General features: G+C 72.1%; 17 protein-coding genes. 10 read left to right on the forward strand and 7 right to left on the reverse strand.

The window, feature by feature from the left end:
- The first annotated feature begins 79 nt into the window (after positions 1–79).
- Positions 80–2,011 (forward strand): molecular chaperone HtpG, encoded by a 1,932-nt coding sequence (gene htpG / locus D7223_RS28180; protein WP_120731900.1) that lies wholly within the window; start codon positions 80–82, stop codon positions 2,009–2,011.
- 84 nt (positions 2,012–2,095) lie between these two features.
- Positions 2,096–3,022 (forward strand): diacylglycerol/lipid kinase family protein, encoded by a 927-nt coding sequence (locus D7223_RS28185; RefSeq protein WP_120731902.1) that lies wholly within the window; start codon positions 2,096–2,098, stop codon positions 3,020–3,022.
- Positions 3,023–3,089: 67 nt separating this feature from the next.
- Here the strand turns inward: D7223_RS28185 and D7223_RS28190 are convergent, their stop codons facing one another.
- The gene (locus D7223_RS28190; RefSeq protein WP_120731904.1) at positions 3,090–3,443 is read right to left on the reverse strand and encodes a hypothetical protein; all 354 of its coding nucleotides are present in this window, start codon (positions 3,441–3,443) and stop codon (positions 3,090–3,092) included.
- Between the two features lie 155 nt (positions 3,444–3,598).
- Between D7223_RS28190 and pdxY the strand changes: the two genes are divergently transcribed.
- Entirely contained in the window at positions 3,599–4,450 is an 852-nt protein-coding gene (pdxY, locus tag D7223_RS28195; RefSeq protein WP_120731906.1) for a pyridoxal kinase PdxY, read from the forward strand.
- Between the two features lie 34 nt (positions 4,451–4,484).
- On the opposite strand, the gene D7223_RS28200 is transcribed toward pdxY, so the two are convergent.
- Both D7223_RS28200 and D7223_RS28205 read right to left on the reverse strand, forming a co-directional pair.
- On the reverse strand, positions 4,485–5,492 hold the full coding sequence (locus D7223_RS28200) for an acetylxylan esterase (RefSeq protein ID WP_120731908.1): 1,008 nt from the start codon (positions 5,490–5,492) through the stop codon (positions 4,485–4,487).
- A gap of 26 nt (positions 5,493–5,518) precedes the next feature.
- On the reverse strand, positions 5,519–6,547 hold the full coding sequence (locus D7223_RS28205) for a LacI family DNA-binding transcriptional regulator (protein WP_120731910.1): 1,029 nt from the start codon (positions 6,545–6,547) through the stop codon (positions 5,519–5,521).
- A gap of 255 nt (positions 6,548–6,802) precedes the next feature.
- Here D7223_RS28205 and D7223_RS28210 point away from each other — a divergent pair, with 255 nt between their 5' ends.
- The 6 genes from D7223_RS28210 (at position 6,803) to D7223_RS28235 (ending at position 14,873) form a co-directional block, all read left to right on the forward strand.
- Positions 6,803–7,795 (forward strand): ABC transporter permease, encoded by a 993-nt coding sequence (locus D7223_RS28210; RefSeq protein WP_238162265.1) that lies wholly within the window; start codon positions 6,803–6,805, stop codon positions 7,793–7,795.
- Positions 7,792–8,700 carry a carbohydrate ABC transporter permease gene (locus D7223_RS28215; RefSeq protein WP_120732089.1) on the forward strand — a complete coding sequence of 303 codons (909 nt, stop codon included), beginning with the start codon at positions 7,792–7,794 and terminating at the stop codon, positions 8,698–8,700. Before D7223_RS28210 ends, D7223_RS28215 begins: the two co-directional genes overlap by 4 nt.
- 53 nt (positions 8,701–8,753) lie before the next feature.
- Entirely contained in the window at positions 8,754–10,391 is a 1,638-nt protein-coding gene (locus tag D7223_RS28220; RefSeq protein ID WP_120731912.1) for an ABC transporter substrate-binding protein, read from the forward strand.
- Between the two features lie 116 nt (positions 10,392–10,507).
- Positions 10,508–12,037 carry a GH39 family glycosyl hydrolase gene (locus tag D7223_RS28225; protein WP_120731914.1) on the forward strand — a complete coding sequence of 510 codons (1,530 nt, stop codon included), beginning with the start codon at positions 10,508–10,510 and terminating at the stop codon, positions 12,035–12,037.
- Entirely contained in the window at positions 12,034–12,723 is a 690-nt protein-coding gene (locus D7223_RS28230; RefSeq protein WP_202864708.1) for a DUF624 domain-containing protein, read from the forward strand. Before D7223_RS28225 ends, D7223_RS28230 begins: the two co-directional genes overlap by 4 nt.
- The gene (locus D7223_RS28235) at positions 12,720–14,873 is read left to right on the forward strand and encodes an alpha-glucuronidase (RefSeq protein WP_120731918.1); all 2,154 of its coding nucleotides are present in this window, start codon (positions 12,720–12,722) and stop codon (positions 14,871–14,873) included. The genes D7223_RS28230 and D7223_RS28235 overlap by 4 nt, the downstream gene beginning before the upstream one ends.
- Before the next feature lie 34 nt (positions 14,874–14,907).
- On the opposite strand, the gene manD is transcribed toward D7223_RS28235, so the two are convergent.
- Complete coding sequence (gene manD, locus D7223_RS28240) at positions 14,908–16,116, reverse strand: D-mannonate dehydratase ManD (protein ID WP_120731920.1); 1,209 nt, start codon at positions 16,114–16,116, stop codon at positions 14,908–14,910.
- A gap of 287 nt (positions 16,117–16,403) precedes the next feature.
- Between manD and D7223_RS28245 the strand changes: the two genes are divergently transcribed.
- A complete protein-coding gene (locus tag D7223_RS28245; protein ID WP_120732091.1) occupies positions 16,404–17,018 on the forward strand; it encodes an alpha/beta fold hydrolase in 615 nt (204 codons plus the stop codon).
- Between the two features lie 60 nt (positions 17,019–17,078).
- On the opposite strand, the gene D7223_RS28250 is transcribed toward D7223_RS28245, so the two are convergent.
- Genes D7223_RS28250 through D7223_RS28260 form a run of 3 tightly spaced genes read right to left on the reverse strand, consistent with a single transcriptional unit; the run spans position 17,079 to position 21,897 of the window.
- The gene (locus D7223_RS28250) at positions 17,079–17,909 is read right to left on the reverse strand and encodes a PIG-L family deacetylase (RefSeq protein WP_120731922.1); all 831 of its coding nucleotides are present in this window, start codon (positions 17,907–17,909) and stop codon (positions 17,079–17,081) included.
- A gap of 44 nt (positions 17,910–17,953) precedes the next feature.
- Positions 17,954–20,788, reverse strand: coding sequence for a DUF5682 family protein (locus D7223_RS28255; protein WP_120731924.1), 2,835 nt, complete (start codon positions 20,786–20,788; stop codon positions 17,954–17,956).
- Positions 20,785–21,897, reverse strand: a complete 1,113-nt coding sequence (locus D7223_RS28260) for an ATP-binding protein (RefSeq protein WP_120731926.1) — start codon at positions 21,895–21,897, stop codon at positions 20,785–20,787. Before D7223_RS28260 ends, D7223_RS28255 begins: the two co-directional genes overlap by 4 nt.
- Between the last annotated feature and the right edge of the window lie 11 nt (positions 21,898–21,908).

A 21,908-nucleotide genomic window follows, 5' to 3' on the forward strand; every position in this document is an offset into this window, starting at 1 on the left:
GGTGTTCGACCGGGCGTCGGACGCCTCGCCCTCCGCGACGACTCGTATCCTTTCCGCGAACCTCTCCGTGGAGTCGAGCATGAAAGGACACGGTGTGAGCAACCGGGCCGAGACGTTGGAGTTCCAGGCCGAGGCGCGTCAGCTGCTCCAGCTGATGGTCCACTCGATCTACTCGAACAAGGACGTCTTCCTGCGTGAGCTGATCTCCAACGCCTCCGACGCGCTGGACAAGCTGCGGCTGGCGTCGATGGTCGACAAGGACCTGGACGTCGACACCGCCGACCTGCACGTGGCGATCGAGGTCGACCGGGACGCGCGGACCCTGACCGTCCGGGACAACGGGATCGGCATGTCGCGCGACGAGGTGGTCCAGGTGATCGGCACGATCGCCAAGTCGGGCACCGCGGAGCTGCTGCGCAAGCTGCGCGAGTCCTCCGACGCGGGGGCGTCGCAGGAGCTGATCGGCCAGTTCGGCGTCGGCTTCTACGCGGCGTTCATGGTCGCCGACCGGGTCGAGCTGGTCACCCGCCGGGCGGGGGAGAGCGGCGGCACCCGCTGGGAGTCGTCGGGTGAGGGCACCTACACCGTCGAGGCGGTCGCGGACGCGCCTCAGGGCACCGCGGTGACGCTGCACCTCAAGCCGACCGACGCCGAGGACAACCTGCACGACTACACCGCCGAGTGGACGATCCGGGAGATCGTCAAGCGGTACTCCGACTTCATCGCCTGGCCGATCCGGATGACCGTGTCGCGCCCCGGCGCCGAGGGTGCCGAGCCGACCACCGAGGTACAGACGCTCAACTCGATGAAGGCGCTCTGGGCCCGTCCCCGCGACGAGGTCGACGAGGCCGAGTACCACGAGTTCTACAAGCACGTCAGCCACGACTGGGCCGACCCGCTCGAGGTCGTGCACATGCGGGGCGAGGGCACCTTCGAGTACGAGGCGCTGCTGTTCCTGCCCTCGCACGCCCCGCTGGACCTGTTCTCCCCGCAGGGCCGCCGCGGTGTGCAGCTCTACGTCAAGCGCGTCTTCATCATGGACGACTGCGAAGCGCTCATGCCGAACTACCTGCGCTTCGTCAAGGGCGTGGTCGACGCGCACGACCTGTCGCTGAACATCTCCCGGGAGATCCTCCAGCAGGACCGGCAGATCCAGGTGGTCCGCCGCAGGCTGGTGAAGAAGGTGCTCGGCACGGTCCGCGACCTGAAGGCGAAGCAGCCGGAGAAGTACCGCACCCTCTGGACCGAGTTCGGCTCGGCACTGAAGGAGGGACTGATCGACGACACGGAGAACCGGGACACCCTCCTGGAGATCCTGTCCGTCGCCTCCACCCACGACGCGGCCGAGCCCACCGACCTGGCCGGGTACGTCGGCCGGATGCGGGACGGCCAGGCCGACATCTACTACGCCACCGGCGAGTCCCGGACGACCATCGAGAACTCGCCGCACATGGAGGCGTTCCGGGCCAAGGGCTACGAGGTGCTGCTGCTGACCGACCCGGTGGACGAGGTGTGGGTCGAGCGGGTCGGCACGTACGACGGCCGGACGTTGCGCTCGATCGCCAAGGGCCAGGTGGACCTGGACACCGAGGAGGAGAAGGCGGAGGCGGAGGCCGAGCGGGAGCGGCAGCGCACCGAGTACGCCGACCTGCTCACCTGGCTGGGTGGGGCGCTCGCCGACCAGGTCAAGGAGGTCCGGCTGTCCTCGCGGCTCACCACCTCCCCGGCCTGCGTGGTCGGCGACGCCCACGACATCACCCCGACGCTGGAGAAGATGTACCGGGCGATGGGCCACGAGGTCCCGGCGGTCAAGCGAATCCTGGAGCTCAACCCGGGCCACCCGCTGGTCACCGGCCTGCGCAAGGCCCGCGAGCAGGGCGGCTCCGAGGAGTCGCTGACCGAGACCGCGGAGTTGCTGTACGGGATGGCGCTGCTCGCCGAGGGCGGCGAACTGGCCGACCCGGCCCGGTTCACCCGGATCCTCGCCGACCGGCTCACCCGTACCCTCTAGGTTCTCCGAGCCGGGGGAGGTCGCCGGTCGGCGACCTCCCCACCGGCGGCGTGGGATCGGCGGCGGCTGGGTACACCGGCGGGCATGAGCAGCGCCACGGCTGAGGCCGCCCCGTCCCCGACCGGTTTCGGCACGGTGGCGGTCGTCGCCCACCGCAGAAAGACCCTCGGCGGCGGTCTCGACGCCCTCCGCACCGAGCTGCTTGGCGCCGGGGTCGAGGACCTGCTCTGGTACGAGGTGCCGAAGAGCCGCAAGGCGCCCAAGAAGGTGCGCAAGGCGCTGAAGAAGGACGCCGACCTGGTGTTCGTCTGGGGCGGGGACGGCATGGTGCAACGCTGCGCCGACACCCTCGCCGGCTCGGGCACCCCGATGGCGATCCTGCCGGCCGGCACCGCGAACCTCTTCGCCGCGAACCTCGGCATCCCGGAGGACCTGCCCGAGGCGGTCCGGATCGGCCTGCACGGCCGCCGCCGCACCCTGGACCTGGGCCGGCTCAACGGCGAGCACTTCGCGGTGATGGCCGGCGCCGGGTTCGACGGCGACCTGATCCGGGACGCCGACCGCGACCTCAAGGGGCGCTTCGGCCGGCTCGCCTACATGTGGACCGGGCTGCGCCACGTCCGGGGTGACCTGGTCGGCACCCGGATCACCGTCGACGGCACGACGTGGTTCGACGGCGACGCGAGCTGCGTGCTCTTCGGCAACGTGGGCACCATCACCGGCGGGATCCCCGCCTTCGACGACGCCCGCCCCGACAACGGCTGCCTCGAGGTCGGCGTGTCGACCGCCGACGGCGCGGTCGACTGGGCCCGTACGCTCAGCCGGATGGCGGCGGGCCGGTCGGAGGAGTCGCCGTTCCTGCGGATCACCCGCGGCCGCAAGATCAAGGTCCGCTTCGCGGCACCCCGCACGTACGAGCTGGACGGCGGCGCGCGCGGCGAGGTGACCGCGCTCAAGGTGCGGGTGATGCCCGGCGCGCTGACCCTCGCCTGTCCCGATCCGGACCGCTGAGTCGGCACGCCGGGCCGGCCTTACGGAGCGGCACCCCGCCCGGCCGCGCCGAACGGGGTGCGGTGTCTCAGGCCGCCGACGCCGCCGATCCCCGGCGTCCGCCCTGGGGTACGGCGGAGCGCAGGCGGTGCGCCTCCGTCGGCGCGACGGCGGACCAACCGCCCGGCCGAGCCTGCTCGGGCGGCGCGTCGGTCGACCGTCCGCCGGACGTGGCCTGCGCCATCTGCAACGCCCGCTGGGCCCGGTGCCACGGCTCGCAGGGCCAGGCCCGGCCGGCACAGAGCAGGTTGTGACAGGTGTCGTCGTCGTCCGGCTGGTGTGCGTCCGCCACGTCCAGGGCGAGCCCCCACAGCAGCGGGTCGGTCACCCCCTCGGGACGGTCGGTATGGCGGTCCGGCCGGTTGCGGCTGGTGTCGGACATGATGCGGCCCCCCTCGCGAAACCTCTGCTGCCCTAACTTTGACCCGTCCGGCGGCCTGGTAAACGAGCAGGCACGACCTCGTCGGGAACGGTCGCGGCCGGGCGGATCCGCCGGGTCCGCGCGGAGGCCGGCGGCGCAACCGCCATGATGAGGTGGTGAAGATCCTGTCCATCCAGTCATCGGTCGCGTACGGCCATGTCGGGAACTCCGCCGCCGTCTTCCCCCTCCAGCGGCTCGGTCACGAGGTGTGGCCGGTGCTGACGGTCCACTTCTCCAACCACACCGGGTACGGCGCGTGGCGGGGACCGCTGCTGGCGCCGGCCGACGTCGCCGAGGTGATCGAGGGCATCGCCGACCGGGGTGTCCTCGGCAGCGCCGACGCGGTGCTCTCCGGTTACCAGGGCGACCCGGCGATGGGGGCGGTGATCCTCGCGGCGGTGGCCCGGGTGAAGGCGGAGAACCCGGACGCCGTCTACTGCTGCGACCCGGTGATGGGCGATGTCGGCCGGGGGATGTTCGTCCGCCCGGGCATCCCGGAGTACCTGCGGGACGAGGTCGTCCCGCGGGCGGACATCGTCACCCCGAACCAGTTCGAGCTGGAGTTCCTGTCCGGCCGTACGACCGATTCGCCGGCGGCGCTGCTGGAGGCGGTCGACGTGGTACGCGCCACCGGGCCGCGCCACGTGCTGGTCACCAGCGTGCTGCACGGCGACGTGCCGGAGGGCTCGCTGGAGGTGGTCGCCGTGTCGGACGAGGGCGCCTGGGCGGTGACCACTCCGCTGCTGCCGATCAGTCCGAACGGCGGTGGCGACGTCACCGCGGCCCTCTACCTCGCCCACCTGGCCACCAGCGGCTCACCGGCGACGGCCCTGGAGCGCACCACCACCTCCATCTTCGCCGTCCTGGAGGCGACCCTCGCCGCGGGCACCCGGGAGATCCAGCTGATCGCCGCGCAGGACGTGATCGCCGACCCGCCGGCGAGGTTCGCCGCCCGCCGCCTGCGCTGACCGCCCCGGGCGGGGTGGCCCTCCCGTTGGTTCGTCAGGCCCGCCCGGCGGCCGGCGGGGCACCGAGCGTGGCGGCGAGCCACCGCAGTTGCCGCCGGACGTGCAGTGCCTCCCCGCCCTCGTGGCCGTTGAACGGATACACGTGGATCTCCCGTGCCTCGGGGTCCGCCCCGGTGCCGGTGCCGTACCGGTTGTAGGCGGCGAAGCCGGTGCTCGGCGGGCAGACGGTGTCGCGCAGGCCGATCCCGAAGTGCGCCGGCGCGGTCGCCCGACGGGCGAAGGAGACCCCGTCCACGTACGACAGGGTCCGTCGGACCGCCTCCTCCGCCTCCCGGTGCACCGCCAGGTACCGGCCGATCTCGCCGTACGGGGCGACGTCGGTGAGCGTGACGGCGCGCTGCACGTCGCAGAGGAACGGCGCGGTGGTGAGCAGGGCCGCGAGGCCGTCCACCAGGCCGGCCACCGCCAGGGCCAGCCCGCCTCCCTGGCTGTTGCCCACCGCCGCCACCCGGGTCGGGTCCACCCCGGGCAGCGCGCGAGCGGCGTCGACGGCCCGGACCGCGTCGGTGATCAGGCGGCGGTAGTGGTAGTCGCGCGGGTCGAGGATTCCCCAGGTGACCGGCCAGGGGCCACCGGGGGCGCCATGCCGGTCCGGGGTGTCGCCGACGGCGTACTGCCCGGACTGCCCCCGGTTGTCCATCAGCAGGTGCGCGTACCCGGCCACCGGCCAGGTGAGCCGCTCGTGCGGCAGGCCGCGTCCGCGCCCGTAGCCGGCGTACTCGACGACGGTCGGCAGGGGAGCGTCCGTCCCCGCCGGGCGGGTGTACCAGGCCCGCACCCGATCGCCGCCGAAGCCGGCGAAGGTGACGTCCCACGTGTGCACCAGCCGCAGGTCGGTGCGTTCCGGGCGGACGTCCACCAGGACCGGGTGGGCCGCGGCCCCGGCGAGCGTGTCGCGCCAGAACACGTCGAAGTCATCGGGTTCGACCACGTCGGGCGCGTACCGGCGGAGCTGGTCGAGGGCGTCGGCGGGCGCGGTCATGGGTCCTCGCAGGGTCCGTGGTCAGGTCAGGTGTACGGCGGTGCGGTGCTCTCCCGGACGACCAGCTCGGTCACCAGGTCGATCCGGCTGGTCGCCAGCTCGTTGCGGCGGGTCAGCACGAGCAGCATCTGGATGGCGACGCCGGCCATGTCCCGCAGGGGCTGGTTGACGGTGGTGAGGGCGGGGGTGGTCCAGGCGGCGAGCGGCAGGTTGTCGTACCCGATCACCGAGAGGTCCTCGGGAACCCGCAGGCCGCGCTGCCGCGCGGCCCGCAGCACGCCGATGGCCTGCATGTCCGATCCGGCGAAGATCGCCGTGGGTCGGTCGGGCAGGCTCAGCAGGTGCAGGCCGTGTTCGAGGCCGGTGCCGGCGGAGAACGTGCCGTACCGGACCAACTGGGGATCCACCGGGATCCCGGCCTCCTCGTGGGCGGACCGGAAGCCCGCGGTCCGGGCCCGGCTGCACAGCACGTCGCGCGGCCCGGACACGACCGCGATCCGCCGGTGTCCCAGTTCCAGCAGGTGCCGGGTGGCCAGCAGGCCGCCGTTCCAGTTGTTCGAGCCCACGGTGGGCACCGAGGACGAGGTCGCGCTGTCGGTGTCGACGACCACGAACGGGATCCCGTCGCGGCGCAGTTGTTGCTGCTGGACGCCGGACAGGTGGCAGAGCACGAGCAGCACGCCCAGGGGTCGGCGGGCGAGCAGGGCACCCAGGAACCCGGGGGACGGTCGGTGCGCGCCCTGGAGCTGCGACACGGTGAGCCCGAGCCCGGCGTGGGTGGTCACCTCCTCGACGCCGCGCAGGATCTCCATGGCCCACCCGACGTCGAACTCGTGGAACACGAGTTCGATCTGTCCGCTGCCGCCCGGCTGCCGCCGGTTGCGCCGCCGGTACTGGTGGCGTTCGAGGCTCTCCTCGACGCGAGCGCGGGTGCCGGCCGCGACGTCGGCGCGTCCATTCAGGACCTTCGACACCGTCGCCACCGAGACGCCGACCTCGCCGGCGATCGCCGCGATGGTGGTGGAGGGTGCGCCGGCCGGGCCCAGGTTCGTCATCGCCGCCTCACATCTCCGAAATTTTCGGAAGACCGTAGCACGGTCGTCGGGCGGTTCGGTGTGGACACAAGATCGGTGACCCCACCGGGAAAGCGTGGATCCCCGAGTGTCGTGCCAACGATCGGCGGTCCAGTTGAGACTCTTGACACACCCTCGCGGTGCCCCTAGGTTGCCGAAAAGGTTACCGGGGTTTCCGGAAAGTTTCGGAACGTCGAATGGGGCGTGGGACGGTCCCGTCCGCTGAGGAGTCCGTGGATGACATCCGACACGTTGCGGCCACCGCCGCAGGCGCCGGCGAGCGGTCCGGTGGTGACCAGCACGGTGGCGCCGAGGTCACCGCGCCGCCGCCGGACCTGGCGCCAGGCGCTGCGGCGGGACTGGCAGCTCTACTCGCTCGCCGTCCTGCCGCTGTTGTTCTTCCTGGTCTTCCGCTACCTGCCGATGATCGGCAACGTCATCGCGTTTCGCCGGTTCAAGCCGGGTGGGAGCATCTTCGGCGAGTACTGGGTCGGTCTGCGGTACTTCCGGATGTTCTTCGCCGACCCGACGTTCTGGGAGGTCTTCACCAACACGCTGGTGCTCGGGACGCTGAGCCTGCTGTTCTGCTTCCCACTGCCGATCGTGCTGGCGCTGCTGCTCAACGAGGTGCGGACCCGCCGGTTCAAGCGGTTCGTCCAGTCGGTGTCCTACCTGCCGCACTTCCTGTCCATCGTGATCGTCGCGGCGATGGTCATGCAGTTGACCTCGATCGACGGCACGGCCAACCAGATCGTGCGGTTGTTCGGCGGCGACGCGGTGGCGTTCCTGCAACAACCGGGGTGGTTCCGGACCATCTACGTCTCGTCCGAGGTCTGGCAGACCGTTGGCTGGGGCACGATCCTCTATCTCGCCGCACTCACCACCATCGACGACAACCTGTACGAGGCGGCCCGGATCGACGGGGCCAACCGCTGGCGGCAGACCTGGCACGTGACGCTGCCCGGCATCCGGCCGACGATGGTGACCCTGCTGATCCTCAACATCGGCACGTTCCTGGCGGTCGGTTTCGAGAAGATCCTGCTGCTCTACAACCCGCTGACGTACCCGACCGCGGACGTGATCTCCACCTACCTGTACCGGATGGGCTTCCAGTCGAGCAACTTCAGCTACGCCGCCGCCATCGGCCTCTTCGAGGCGGTGATCGGGCTGATCCTGGTCCTGACGGCGAACCTGATCTCCCGTCGCACGGTGGGGACGAGCCTGTGGTGATCCTCGGTACGAAGCGCGCCGCGCCCCGCACCCGCGGGCCGGTGGACAGCCGGGGCTACCGGATCTTCCGGGTCGTCAACGCGGTCGTGCTGACCCTCGTGGTGATCCTGACCCTGTATCCGTTCGTCAACATCGTGGCCCGCTCGCTCAGCGACGAGGCGTACCTGCTGGCCGGGAAGGTGAACGTCGTCCCGCGCGGGTTCGACCTGACCGCGTACCGGCTGGTGATGTCCGACCCGCTGTTCTGGACCAACTACCGCAACACCGTGGTGTACACGGTGGTCGCCACGCTCATCTCGATCGTGCTGACCACCTGCTACGCGTACGTGCTGTCGAAGCCGCAGCTCAAGGGTCGTGGCGTGCTCGTCGGCGTCGCCCTGTTCACCATGTTCTTCTCCGGCGGGCTGATCCCCAACTACGTGCTGGTCACCAGCCTGGGAATGAAGAACACCATCTGGGCGATCGTGATCCCCAACGCGATCAGCGTGTTCAACCTGCTGGTCATGAAGGCGTTCTTCGAGAGCCTGCCGACCGAGCTGGAGGAGGCGGCGGCGGTCGACGGGCTGAACACCTACGGCATCCTGCTGCGGATCGTGCTGCCACTGTCGAAGGCGATCATCGCCACGATGGTGCTCTTCTACGCGGTCTCCTTCTGGAACTCGTGGTTCACCGCGTTCCTCTACCTCGACCGGCAGGACCTGCTCCCGGTCACGGTCTACCTGCGCAACCTCATCGCGGGCGCCACCAGCGCCGAGTCGGCCGCCGCCGACGCCGACAAGGTCCAGGCCGCGGCCACGCTCCAGGCCGTGACGATCGTGCTCACCACCCTGCCGATCCTGGCGGTCTACCCCTTCGTGCAGCGGTACTTCGTCTCCGGCGTACTGCTCGGCGCGGTCAAGGGATGACGCCGGGCGCCGCCGCACCGTTGCACCCCCACCCCCCACCGAAAGGACGAGCCATGCTCCGCAAGACGTGGCGCCGCGCGGCGGTAGCCACCGCCGGTGTGCTCGCGCTCACCCTCGCCACCGCCTGTTCCGAGGATCCCGGCGAGTCGACGGACCTCGCCGAGAACCGGGTCGGCGCGATGGCCGAGTACGGCGTCGGCGACCAGTTCAAGGCCACCGAGGCGCTGTCCTTCTCCACCCTCTACAACAACCACACGTTCTATCCGTTGAAGGACGACTGGCTGTTCTGGTCGGAGCTGACCAAGCGGACCAACGTCACGATCGAGCCGGTCGCCGTGCCGTTGAGCGACTACGAGCAGAAGCGCAGCCTGCTGATCGGCGCCGGCGACGCGCCGTTGATCATCCCGAAGACGTACCACCCGGCGGAGACCGCGTTCGTCGCCTCCGGGGCGATCCTCCCGGTGAGCGACTACCTGGATCTGATGCCCCACTTCAGGGACAAGATGGAGAAGTGGAACCTCAAGCCGGAGATCGACAATCTTCGGCAGTCCGACGGAAAGTTCTACCTGCTGCCCGGGGTCCACGAGAAGCCCACCCAGGACTACACGGTGCTGGTGCGCACGGACGTCCTCCAGGAGCTGAACCAGCCGGTCCCGAAGACCTGGGACGAGCTGTACACGGTGCTCAAGGCGATGAAGGCGAAGTACCCCGACGTCTACCCGTACTCCGACCTCTTCAGCAAGCCGACCCCGACCGGTGCCCTGCTGAACATCCTCGGCGCCTCGTACGGCACCCAGGCGGGTTGGGACTACCAGCACGCCACCTGGGACCCGGCGGCGAAGAAGTTCACCTACACCGGTGGGTCCGAGCAGTACAAGCAGATGCTCACCTACCTGCACAAGCTGGTCGCCGAGGGACTGCTCGACCCGGAGAGCTTCACCCAGACCGACGACCAGGCCCGCCAGAAGCTGGCCAACGGCAAGTCCTTCGTGGTCACCGGAAACGCGCAGACCCTGGTCAACAACCACCGGCCCGACCTGGCCAAGACCCAGCCGAACGCGAAGCTGGCCAAGATCCCCCTGCCGGTCGGCCCGGCCGGTGAGATCAATCCCGCGCCCCGGCTGGAGAACGGCATCATGATCTCCTCCAAGGCCCGGGAGAGTAAGAACTTCGTCGCGATGATGCAGTTCATCGACTGGTTGTGGTATTCCGACGCCGGCCAGGAGTTCGCCCGGTGGGGCGTGGAGGGCACCACCTTCACCAGGGACGCGTCCGGCAAGCGAGCCCCCGCCGCCGACGTCGACGTGCTGGGACTCAACCCGAAGGGCACCAAGCACCTGCAGCAGGAGTTCGGCTTCTACAACGGTGTCTTCACCTACGGCGGCACCCCCGACCTGGTCCGCGGGTTCTTCTCCGCCGAGGAGCTGGAGTTCCAGAGGGTGATGGACGCGCGGACGCCGCGGGCGGTGCCCCCGCCGCACCCGCTCACCGACGAGGAGCGCGAGCAGGTCTCGCTCTGGGAGACCCCGCTCAAGGACTTCGTCGCGCAGAACACGCTGAAGTTCGCCCTCGGCCAGCGGCCGCTGAGCGAGTGGGACGCCTACCTCGCCGAGCTGAAGGCCAAGAACGCCGAGCAGTACATCGAGGTGGTCAACAAGGCGTACCAGCGGTTCCAGGACAAGAACAGCTGATCACGCAGGGTCCGGCCGGACCGCGCGCCCCGCGGCCCGGCCGGACCCGCCGGCCAGCACCGGCCGGCGCGCCGGCCGACCCGCTCGCCCGCCGCCGGGACGACCAGAGGACAGCGATGCGCATCACCGTTCCCGACCGGCCCGTCGGCCGGCTCACCGACGCCTGGCGTACCTGCGTCGGCACCGGTCGTTTCGAGTTGGCGCTGCGCCGCGACTACCAGGACTCGCTGGCGCTGATGCAGCGTGACATCGGGTTCCGGCACATCCGCGGGCACGGGCTGCTCAGCGACGGCGTCGGCGTGCACCGCCCGTACCAGCACCAGGGCCAGCGCCGGGTGCACCACTCGTTCACCTACGTCGACCAGGTCATCGACGCGTACCTGGACCTCGGGGTCCGGCCGTTCGTGGAGCTGGGCTTCATGCCCTCCGGGCTGGCCTCCGGCGACCAGACGGTGTTCTGGTGGCGGGGCAACGTCACCCCGCCGGACTCCTGGTCGGAGTGGGCCGACCTGGTCCGGGCCACCGTCGCCCACCTGGTCGACCGGTACGGCCTGGACGAGGTGCGCCACTGGCCGATCGAGGTGTGGAACGAACCCAACCTGACGGACTTCTGGTCGGGCGCCGACCGGGACGCGTACCACCGGCTGTACGAGGTGACCGCGCACGCGGTCAAGGAGGTCGACGCCGGCCTCCAGGTCGGCGGTCCGGCCATCTCCCCGGGGGCGGACGAGTGGCTGGTGCCGTTCGCCGAGTTCGTCACCGACCGGCAGGTGCCGGTGGACTTCGTCAGCCGGCACGCCTACACCTCCGGCCCCGCCCAGCACGTGCCGTTCGGCACCTACCAGACCCTCACCCCGGCGGCGGACCTGCTGACCCAGTTCGCCGCGCCCCGCCGGCACCTGGCCGGCACCGCGCTGGCCGGGTTGCCGGTGCACATCACCGAGTTCAACTCCTCCTACCGGCCGGACAACCCGATCCACGACACCGCGCTGCACGCCGCATACCTCGCGCCGGTGCTGGCCGCCGGCGGCGAGCTGGTCGACTCCTTCTCGTACTGGACCTTCAGCGACATGTTCGAGGAGACCGGCGTGCCCACCGCCCTGTTCCACGGCGGGTTCGGCCTGCTCACCCACCGGCAGATCAAGAAACCCACCTACCACCTGTACGCCTTCATGGCCCGCCTCGGCGACGAGGTGCTGGCGCGCGGCGACGACCACCTGGTCACCCGGCATCCCGACGGGCGGGTCGCCGTGCTGGCCTGGGCACCGGTGGACGTCACCGGCCCGTCGCCGGTACCGGACCGGCACCCGCTGGCCCTGACGGTCCCGCTCGGCCCACCCGGCACCACCTCGGCGTTCCTGCTCCGCTCGACCGTCGGCGAGGAGGCCGGCAACGCCTGGGCGGCCTGGGCCGAGATGGGCCGCCCCCGCTCGCCCCGGGCCCGGCAGCTCGACGCGCTGCGGGAGGCCGCCGAGCCGGCCCGGACCCACCGTGCCCTGCCGGTGCACGCCGGCCGGGTCGAGCTGGACCTCACCCTCGCCCGGCACGAGGTCACCCTGCTGGAACTGAGCGCCGTGGTGGACGAGACCCCGCCGTGGTGGGACGAGCGCCGGCTGCTCGGCGGAGACCCGGAGCCGGCGTCGTGAACGACACCGCGCACACCTCCCGGCTGTTCGGCGACGGGCCGCTGTCCCGGGGCGCCGCCGGGATCTACATCCTGCTCGTGGTCGAGCTGCTGCTCCTGCTCACCACCCTGCCCGGCCTGCTCCCGCTGCTCCTGCTCGGCCGTGACCCCAGCAACCTGCCGCTGGTCGCGGTCCTCCTGTTGCCGGTCGGCCCGGCGGTCTCCGCCGCCCTGTACGCCCTGCGCCACCAGCGGCCCGACCTGACCGACCTGAGGCCGGCCGCGGTCTTCTGGCGGGGTTACCGGACCAACCTGTCCGGCGCGCTGCGCGTCTGGGTGCCGGCGCTGCTGTGGCTGACCGTGCTCGGGGTGAACCTGGCCCACCTGGGCCCCGCCGGCCTGTCCGGTTGGTGGGTGGTGCCGTTGGCCCTGATCGCGGTGGCGGTGACGCTCTGCGCGGCCAACGCCCTGGTGATCACCTCGTTGTTCGACTTCCGCTCCCGTGACGTGCTCCGGCTGGCCGTCTACTTCCTCGTGCGTACCCCCGGGGTCGCCCTCGGCAACGTCCTGCTGCTGGCCGCGGCGGCCGGCGTCACCGCGGTGCTCTCCGAGGCGGTGCTGGCGTTGCTCGCCTCGATCGCCGTCCTGGCGCTGCTGCGCGTCGGCGACCCGATGATCCGCGCCACCGAGAAGGAGTTCACCGCATGAGCCTGCCCGGCACCGGAACGGCGCGCTGGCACCCGGCCTGGCTGCCGCCGGAGGCGTTCCGCGCGATCGGTACCCGTCGCGTCCTGGTGCACGGTGCCGGCCCGCTGGTCGACACCGTGTTCGAGGAGGTCACCCGCGCCTGTGCCGACCACGGCGGGCGGGCCCGCCGGACCGGTGCCACCCCGCCGGCGGGTACGACGGACTCCGCCGGCCCGCCGGACGGTGACGGGGGCGGCGGGCCGGCGGCCGACGAGGTCGACGCGACGCAGGTGGCGCTGGTGCTGCGCGGTGCCGGGGCGCTGCCGGCCGTCGCCGGGGACGCCCCGGTGCCGGCCGGCGGCGAGCCCGGGGCGCTGGGCGACGAGGGATTCCTGCTGACCCGGGACGGTGCCGTGACGGTGCTGCTCGCCGACGCGCCGGCCGGCCTGCTGTACGGGCTGTTCCACCTGGTCCGGCTCGGCGAGACCGCCTTCGACCCGGCCCGCCCCGGCGCGGTGCACCGGCCGGCGGTGCGCCGCCGGATGCTCGACCACTGGGACAACGTGGACGTGCACCCCGTGATGGGACAGGTGGAGCGCGGCTACGCCGGTGGCTCGATCTTCTGGCGGGACGGCCGGGCGCGCCGCGACCTGGCCCGGCTGCGCGCGTACGGGCGGTTGCTGGCCGCGTGCGGGATCAACGCGATCTCGGTCAACAACGTCAACGTGCACGCCACCGAGGCGCGGCTGCTGACCGACCGGCTCGGCGACGTCGCCGAGATCGCCGACGTGCTGCGCCCGTACGGCGTCCGGGTGCACCTGTCGGTCACCTTCGCCGCGCCCGTGGTCGTCGGCGGGCTGGCCACCGCCGACCCGCGCGAGCGCCGGGTGCGGGACTGGTGGGCGCGGACCACCCGGCAGGTGTACCAGCGGATCCCCGACTTCGGCGGCTACCTGGTCAAGGCCGACTCGGAGGGGCAGCCCGGCCCGTTCGCGTACGGGCGTGACCACGCCGACGGGGCGAACCTGCTCGCCGAGGCGCTCGCCCCGCACGGGGGAGTGGTGCACTGGCGGGCGTTCGTCTACGACCACCGGCAGGACTGGCGGGACCGGAGCACCGACCGGGCCCGGGCGGCGTACGACCACTTCGCGCCGCTGGACGGGCGGTTCGACGACAACGTCGTGCTCCAGGTCAAGTACGGCCCGATGGACTTCCAGGCCCGGGAACCGGTCTCCCCGGTGATCGCGGCGATGCCGGCCACCCGGCTGGCGGTGGAGTTCCAGGTGACCCAGGAGTACACCGGCCAGCAGCGGCACGTCTGCTACCTCGGTCCCTGCTGGAGCGAGGTGCTCGGCTTCCGGCCCTGGGGACCGGACGGGCACCGGGTCGCCGACGTGGTGGCCGGCGTGCCCGATCGCGGGCGGGGCGGCGATCTGGTCGCGGTCTCCAACGTGGGCGACGACCCGTACTGGACCGGCCATCCGCTGGCCCAGGCCAACCTCTACGCGTTCGGCCGGCTGGCCTGGGACCCGCGGCGGGATCCCCGGGCGGTCCTGGACGAGTGGATCGACCTGACCTTCCCGCCGACCACCACCGGCGACCCGGAGCGAGTCCGGGAGACGCTGCACGCGCTGCTGGACGACTCCTGGCGCACCTACGAGCGGTACACCGCCCCGCTGGGCGTCGGGTTCATGGTCAGCCCGGCGAACCGCCACTACGGCCCGGACGTCGACGGCTACGAGTACAGCCGGTGGGGCACGTACCACTTCGCCGACCGCGACGGCGTCGGCGTGGACCGCACCCGGGCCACCGGCACCGGCTTCGCCGGCCAGTACCCGCAGCCCTGGTCGACGGTGTACGAGTCGGTCGACGAGTGTCCCGACGAGTTGCTGCTGTTCTTCCACCACGTGCCGTACGGGCACGTCCTGCGCGGGGGCTCCACCGTCGTGCAGCACATCTACGACACCCACTTCGCCGGGGCCGAGGAGGTGACGGCGATGCGGGAGCGATGGCGGGACCTCGCCGGACTGGTCGATCCGGCCCTGTACGACCGGGTCGGCGAGCGCCTCGACGAGCAGGTGCGCAGCGCCACCGAGTGGCGGGACCAGATCAACACGTACTTCTTCCGCAAGTCCGGGGTGCCCGACGCCAAGGGCCGCCGGATCCACTGACCGCGTCAGGGCGACGGTCGCCCGCCGGCCGCGGTCACCAGGGGTGCACGGTGCCGTCCTCCAGCCGGTTGACCGGCAGGTACGCCGGCGAGTACGGGTACGCCGCCGCGGCCTCCTCGTCGATGTCCACGCCCAGACCCGGCGTCTCGGCGGGGTGCAGGTAGCCGTCGGCGTAGTGGTAGCCGTGCGGGAAGACCGCGTCGGTCTCCTCGGTGTGCCGCATGTATTCCTGGAGGCCGAAGTTGGGGATCGCGATGTCGAGCTGCAACGCCGCGGCCATGCACACCGGGGACAGGTCGGTGGCCCCGTGCGAACCGCTGCGCACGTGGTGCAGCGCCGCCAGGTCGAAGATCCGACGCAGGTGGGTGATCCCGCCGGCGTGCACCACCGTGGTCCGGATGTAGTCGATGAGCTGTTCCCGGATCAGCTGGGCCGCGTCCCAGACGGTGTTGAAGACCTCGCCGACGGCGAGCGGCGTGGTGGTGTGCTGCCGGATCAGCCGGAACCCCTCCTGGAAGTCGGCCGGCACCGGATCCTCCATCCAGGTCAGCGCGTACGGCTCCAGGCTCTTGCCGAGCCGGGCCGCCTCGATCGGGGTGAGCCGGTGGTGCACGTCGTGCAGCAGCCGGACGGTCGGGCCGAAGTTGTCGCGTACCTTGGCGAACACCGTCGGCACGTGCGCCAGGTAGCGTTCCGTCGACCAGGTCGCCTCGCTGGGCAGCGCGGCGTCGGCCGGCTCGTAGAAGAGCTTGTCGGTGCTGACCCCGTACGTCTTCGGCAGGCCCGGCACGCCGCACTGCACGCGCACCGCGCGGTAGCCGAGGTCGAGGTAGCGGGCGACCTCGGCCAGCACCTCCTCCACCGTCTCGCCGTTGGCGTGGCCGTAGACGGTGACCCCTTCCCGGGACCGGCCGCCGAGCAGCTGGTAGACGGGCAGGCCGGCGACCTTGCCCTTGATGTCCCACAGCGCGGTGTCCACGGCGGCGATCGCGCTCATCGTGACCGGTCCCCGCCGCCAGTACGCCCCCTGGTAGAGGTACTGCCAGGTGTCCTCGATCCGAGCCGGGTCCCGTCCGACGAGCAGCGGCACCACGTGGTCGCGCAGGTACGACGCCACGGCCAGTTCCCGGCCGTTCAGGGTGGCGTCCCCGACGCCGGTGACCCCCTCGTCGGTGATGATCTTCAGGGTCACGAAGTTGCGGCCCGGACAGGTCACGATGACCCGGGCGTCGACGATCCTCACGCGGTCTCCTCCGTCGGCCGGACCAGCGCGGACACCACGGCACGCACGCGGGACGCCGTGCGGGCCGGTACGCACCGCCGCGCGGGCCACCTCCCGGTCCTCGCCGACCGGCTGCCCGAGAGTCTGGAACCGTACTCAGATCGGTGTCAAGGACGGACGGCCCGCCCCCACGTTCCCGGCGCTACGGTGTCCGGGTGACCACTTCGGACTCCGGGTCGTCGCGGACCGCCACGGTCGGCGGGCTGGTCCTGGCCTACCGGGTGGCCGGCGACCCGACCGGCCCGCCGATGCTGCTGCTGCACGGCCTCGGCGAGGACGGCAGCGACTGGCACACCGTGCTGCCCGCCCTCGCCGACACGCACCGCGTGTACGCGCTGGACCTGCGCGGCCACGGACGCAGCGTCCACCCGGGCCGGTACCCGTTCGAGGCGATGCGCGACGACGTGCTCGGCTTCCTCGACGCGGTCGGTGTGCGGCGGTGCGTGGTGGTCGGCCACTCGATGGGCGGGGTGGTGGCGATCCTGGTCGCCCAGGCCGCCCCGGGCCGGCTCACCCACCTGGTCCTGGAGGACGTGTTCGCTCCCCGACCGGGCACCCTGGACCGGCCGCCGCTGGCACCGCCGGACACTCCCACACCCTTCGACTTCGCCGCCGTCAACGACGTCCGCGCCCAGCTCCACGACCCGGACCCGGCCTGGTGGGACCGCACCGCCACGATCGACGTGCCGACCCTGGTGATCGGCGGTGGGGCGGACAGCCCGATCCCGCAGCACCTGCTCGCCGAGATGGTCGACCGGATGCCGGACGCCGCTCTGGTCACCGTCCCGGCCGGCCACCACGTGCACGCCGACCGTCCGGTCGAGTTCCTCGCCGCCGTCCGGGGCTTCCTCGCCGCCCGGTGACCGCGGGCGGCCGAGGGCCGCCGGGCTTCGGTCACCGGGCGGCGGGTGCCCCGGTGCCGCTCACCGCAGGCCGGCGAACAGGTCGTCCTCGGGGACCGGCGCCCCGGTGGTGTCGTGGACCCGGACGAACGTCTCCATGCCCATCAGCTCGGTGAACCGTTCCCGTCCCAGTTGCAGGAAGAAGATGTTCTCCGTCTGGCTGGCGTGGGTGGCCAGCGCGTCGAACTTCTGCGCGGCGTAGGCGCGGGTGTCCACCCAGGTGGTGATCTCGTCGTCGGGCAGGCCCAGCTCCGGCTCCGGCTCCGCGCCGGCCTCGGGCTCGGGCCACTCGATGCCGGCCTCCTGCATGACCCGGCCGAACTCCGCGAACGCCGACCGGGGCACCGTGGTCCAGTACACCTTCGCGGGGATGCCCGTCCTGGCCACCGCGGCCATCGTGATCCGGTGCGCCTGGATGTGGTCCGGGTGGCCGTAGAAGCCGTTCTCGTCGTAGGTGACCACGACGTCCGGTCGGTACTTGTCGATCAGTGCGGCCAGCCGGTCCGCCGCCTCCGCCACCGGCGTGGTCCAGAACGCGCCGGGCTGGTCGTTGGTCGGCCACCCCATCATCCCGGAGTCGTGGTAGCCGAGGGTCTCCAGGTGGGTCACCTTCAGCGCCGCGCAGCTGGCCTCCAGTTCCTCCTGTCGCATCGTCACCACGGCGGCCGGGTCGTGCCCCTCCGCGCCCGGCTTGACCCCGCCGGGTCCGTCGCCGCACCGCCCGTCGGTGCAGGTCACCAGCACCGTCGAGATCCCCTCGGCGGCGTAGCGGGCAAGGACACCACCGGTGCTCGTCGCCTCGTCGTCCGGGTGGGCGTGCACCGCCATCAGGGTCAGGGATCGCTCAGCCATGCCTCTCACCCTACGAGCCCGCACGACGTCGGTGCGTCCACCGGTCACCGCGCGCCGGCCCGGAGGAGGTGCGCGAGCGCGTCGGCGGTGTGCGGATGTGCGGTGAGCAGGTCCGCCGCCCCGGCGCGGGACACCGGTTGCCCGACCGGCTCGGCCGGCCAGTCGCCGGAGTGGCCGAGCAGGCCGGCGACGGCGTCGACCGGCTCCCGGTGCCCGGCGAGCAGCGCGACGACCGGGCCCGCCGGGGCGGCGGCCGACACCGGTGCCGCCGGCACGGCCGGCCGCGTCCACGGCGGCGTCCAGGCGTCCAGCGCCGGCAGCGTGCCGGGGAACGTCCGTCCGGCCTCCCGGACCAGCAGCGGCACCAGCTCCGGTCCGTGCGCGCGCAGGGTGGTGATGAGCGTCGGCAGCCAGGGCAGCAGGACCGGGTCGGGCAGCCGCGCGAACGCGGTCGACATCACCTCCACCACGAACGGCGCCAGCCCCGGGACCGGTTCCAGCGCCTGCACGAAGCCGGACAGGTACTGCGGGAAGGTCGGCACCACCAGCGGGTTGGCCAGCAGGTCGGCGCAGCGGGCGCGCAGCTCGGTCAGCGGGAGCAGGCCGAGCTGGTGGCGGGCCGCCCAGAGCAGGGCGACCTTGGCCGGTGCCGCCGGGCGGGACTGCGCGACGGCCAGTTCGAGCTGGCTGCGGTCGCACCCCAGGGACAGCGCCACGCTCTCCAGGCTGACCAGGAAGCCCAGCATCGCGCCGACCTGCCGCACCCCGGTCTGCTCGTCGGCGAACGCGGTCGGCAACAGGGTGCAGTAGTGCGCGTACCCGGCGGTCACGAACGCCTCGCACCACCCCGGCGGCGCCGGCGCGGTGGCCCGGTGATGGGCCAGCAGCCGGCGGATGCGCCGCAGCACCTCCGGGGCGTCGTCCACGGTGCGCTCGGCGGCGAGCAACTCCACCGCCCGCGTGCCCAACTCGTCGACCAGACGGGGGGCGCCGAGCAGCGTGATGGCGTCCTCCACGGCCGCCAGCGCGGTGGCGGTGGACGCCTCCGGGCCGCGTACCGTCCGGCGCAGCCGCTGTTCGAGGACCTGCTCGACGGTGACACCCTCGTAGCCCAGCTCGATCAGGGCCCGCTGGTTGCGGCCGAGCGCCAGGTCCCAGCTCTCCCGCACCGAACGGTGTCCCAGCCGCCGCTCGCCCATGATCGGACGGGCGGTGTCGCCGGGCAGCAGGTGCCGCAGCAGCCACAGCAGGTCCGAGCAGGGGCCCAGCCCCGGGTCGGCGTGCAGGTCCAGCAGGGCCCGCTGGACCGTCCGCTTCTCCAGGTCCAACCCGAGGGGCGCCAGCCGGTCGAGGACGTCGCGGGCCAGCGGTGGCAGGGCGTCGTAGCCGACCTGGCCGACCCGGTCACCGCCGAGCAGGATCTCGCAGAGCCGGCGGACGTCCCGCCGCCCCGGCACGACGTCCTTCTCGATGCAGGTGACCGCCGCGTCGGCGAAGTCGTACGGGGTCGGACGGGCCCGGTTGCGCAGACCGGCGAGCAGGATCGAGGTCTCGAAGACGGCGATCGCGTCGGCGGTGCTGGCCAGGTATCCGTTGCGGCGGGCCAGCCGGACGATGTCCACGCACCAGCCGCGCAGCTCGGCCTCGTCCAGGCCGGCCGGCTCTCCGGCGGCGGTGAGGAAGCCGGAGAGGCGGTCGGTGACGCCGCCGGTCGGGGCGGGAACGACCGCCGTGCGTCCCTTCCGGGTCCGCCCGCCCTGCTGCCCGTCCAGCCGGTACGGGCGTAGCCCGGCCCGGGTCAGCGACTTCGTCCAGGTGGCGGCGGCGATGGAGACCGAGCCGCCGGCCAGGCCGAACTGCGCCTCGATCGCGGAGTGGCTGGACGGGATCAGCCCGTACCGCCACCGGGTGGCGGTACGGGGCTCGATCTCGTACGCCGGCGCATCCGGCGCGAGGCCGAACTGTGCGACCCGGCTGGCGGCGTGGAAGGCCCCGCACACGTGCAGGCAGTCGGCCGGGTCGGCGCCGGAGGCGGCCAGGTGCTCACGGATGCGCGTCCACATGTACCGCTCGCGGTCCTCGTCGCGCTCCTGCTTCTCCGGCCGGGCCGGGCGCAGCCGCCGGAAGAGGCTGCCGATCAGCACCATCACCTGCCGGTAGGTGTCGTGGTCGGCGGCGGCCAGCGGCTGTTCGACGTACTGGTCCCACCACTCCGACCAGTGCCGCACCTTCCCGTGGTGCAACAGGTGGGTCTCGAGTTCGGCGAAGCCGGGCCGCAGGTCGCCGATCTCCACGCCGACCGCGTCGCCGTGCAGGGCGTCGTCGTCCGCGTCCGGCGGAGTCTCGTCCCGGCCGGTCGCGCCCGCCTCGCCGCCGGGCCGGTCGTCGCGATCGCGCGGCAGCCACTGGAAGACGTGGTCGGTGGACCGGTCGACGCAGACCAGCTCCACCCCGGGCGTCTCCAGCGCGTACGCGATCGCCTGGTATTCGGCGGACGCCTCGGTGACCGGCGCGACCACGCTGAGCGGCCCCCACCCGGCGGGAAAGCCGTCCAACTCGGAGGCGAACGCCTGCACGGCCACCGGGAGGCGGCAGTTGCGCAGCTCGCCCAGCAGCGGCCCGAGGTCCTCGCACAGCTCCAGGTAGATCACCTTGGGCTTCTTCTCGCGCAGTCGCCGCACCATGGCCAGCGCGGACGCTGGCGAGTGGTGGCAGACCGGGAAGATCTCCAACGGTACGGCGAGGGCCCGGTCGACGTCGTCGACGATGCCGGCCAGGATGCCGGCCAGGGCGTCGGGGGAGTCGGCGAAGGCGGCGGCCGCGTCGGTGAGCTGGTCGCGCAGGGCACCGAACGGGCCGCCCGGGGAGGCGGCGGTCACGACAGCGTGGCGATCGCCTGGCGGCCACCGTCGAGGAAGTCCTCCCAGCCGCCGCCGTCGCGCTTGGCGCGCGGCTCCACGACGCCGTGCAGGTATTTGTTGAGGATCGCCAGGTCCTCCGGGCTGCGGCGGGCCAGCGAGCCCACCAGCGAGCCGGCGAGCGTCTCGGCTCGCAGGGTCCGGTCGCCGAAGAACTGGCTGTGCAGGATGGCGTCCTCCAGCACACCGATCTGCTCGGCGGTGGACAGCGCCGACTCCAACCTCTCGTCGTCGCTGGTCGCCGCCGAGGCGGCGGTGCGCAGGTCGGCGAAGCTCTGCAACAGGATGTCCAGCAGGGTGGGCGGCACGTCCAGGTCGATGTGGTGCCGGCGCAGCAGTTCCTCGGTGCGGAACCGGACGATCTCCGCCTCGCTGCGCCGGTTGGTCACCACCGGGATCCGGACGAAGTTGAACCGCCGCTTGAGCGCCGAGGAGAGGTCGTTGACCCCCCGGTCGCGGCTGTTCGCGGTGGCGATGATCGAGAAGCCGGGCTTGGCGAAGACGATGTTGTCGTGGTCCAGCTCGGGGATGGAGACGTACTTCTCCGACAGGATGGAGATGAGCGCGTCCTGCACGTCGCTGGTGGAGCGGGTCAGCTCCTCGAACCGGCCGACCACGCCCTGCTCCATCGCCGTCATGATCGGCGACGGGATCATCGACTCCCGGGACTGGCCCCGGGCGATGACCATCGACACGTTCCACGAGTATTTGATGTGGTCCTCGGTGGTGCCGGCGGTGCCCTGCACGACGAGGGTGGAGTTGCGGCAGATCGCGGCGGACAGCAGCTCGGCGAGCCAGCTCTTGCCGGTGCCCGGGTCGCCGATGAGCAGCAGACCCCGGTCGGAGGCGAGCGTGACGATGCTCCGCTCGACGAAGCTGCGGTCACCGAACCACTTCTGGCTGATCTCCCGGTCAAGGCCGTCGGCGCGTTCCGAACCGAGGACGAACAACCGCGCCATGCGGGGGCTGAGCCGCCAGGAGAACGGCTTCGGGCCGGTGTCGACCGACTCCAGGTAGTCGAGTTCCTCGGCGTACTTGGCCTCGGCGGGGGCACGCAGCATCTCGGACATGAGGGGATGGA

Source organism: Micromonospora endolithica (assembly GCF_003626595.1).
Lineage (GTDB): Bacteria > Actinomycetota > Actinomycetes > Mycobacteriales > Micromonosporaceae > Micromonospora > Micromonospora endolithica.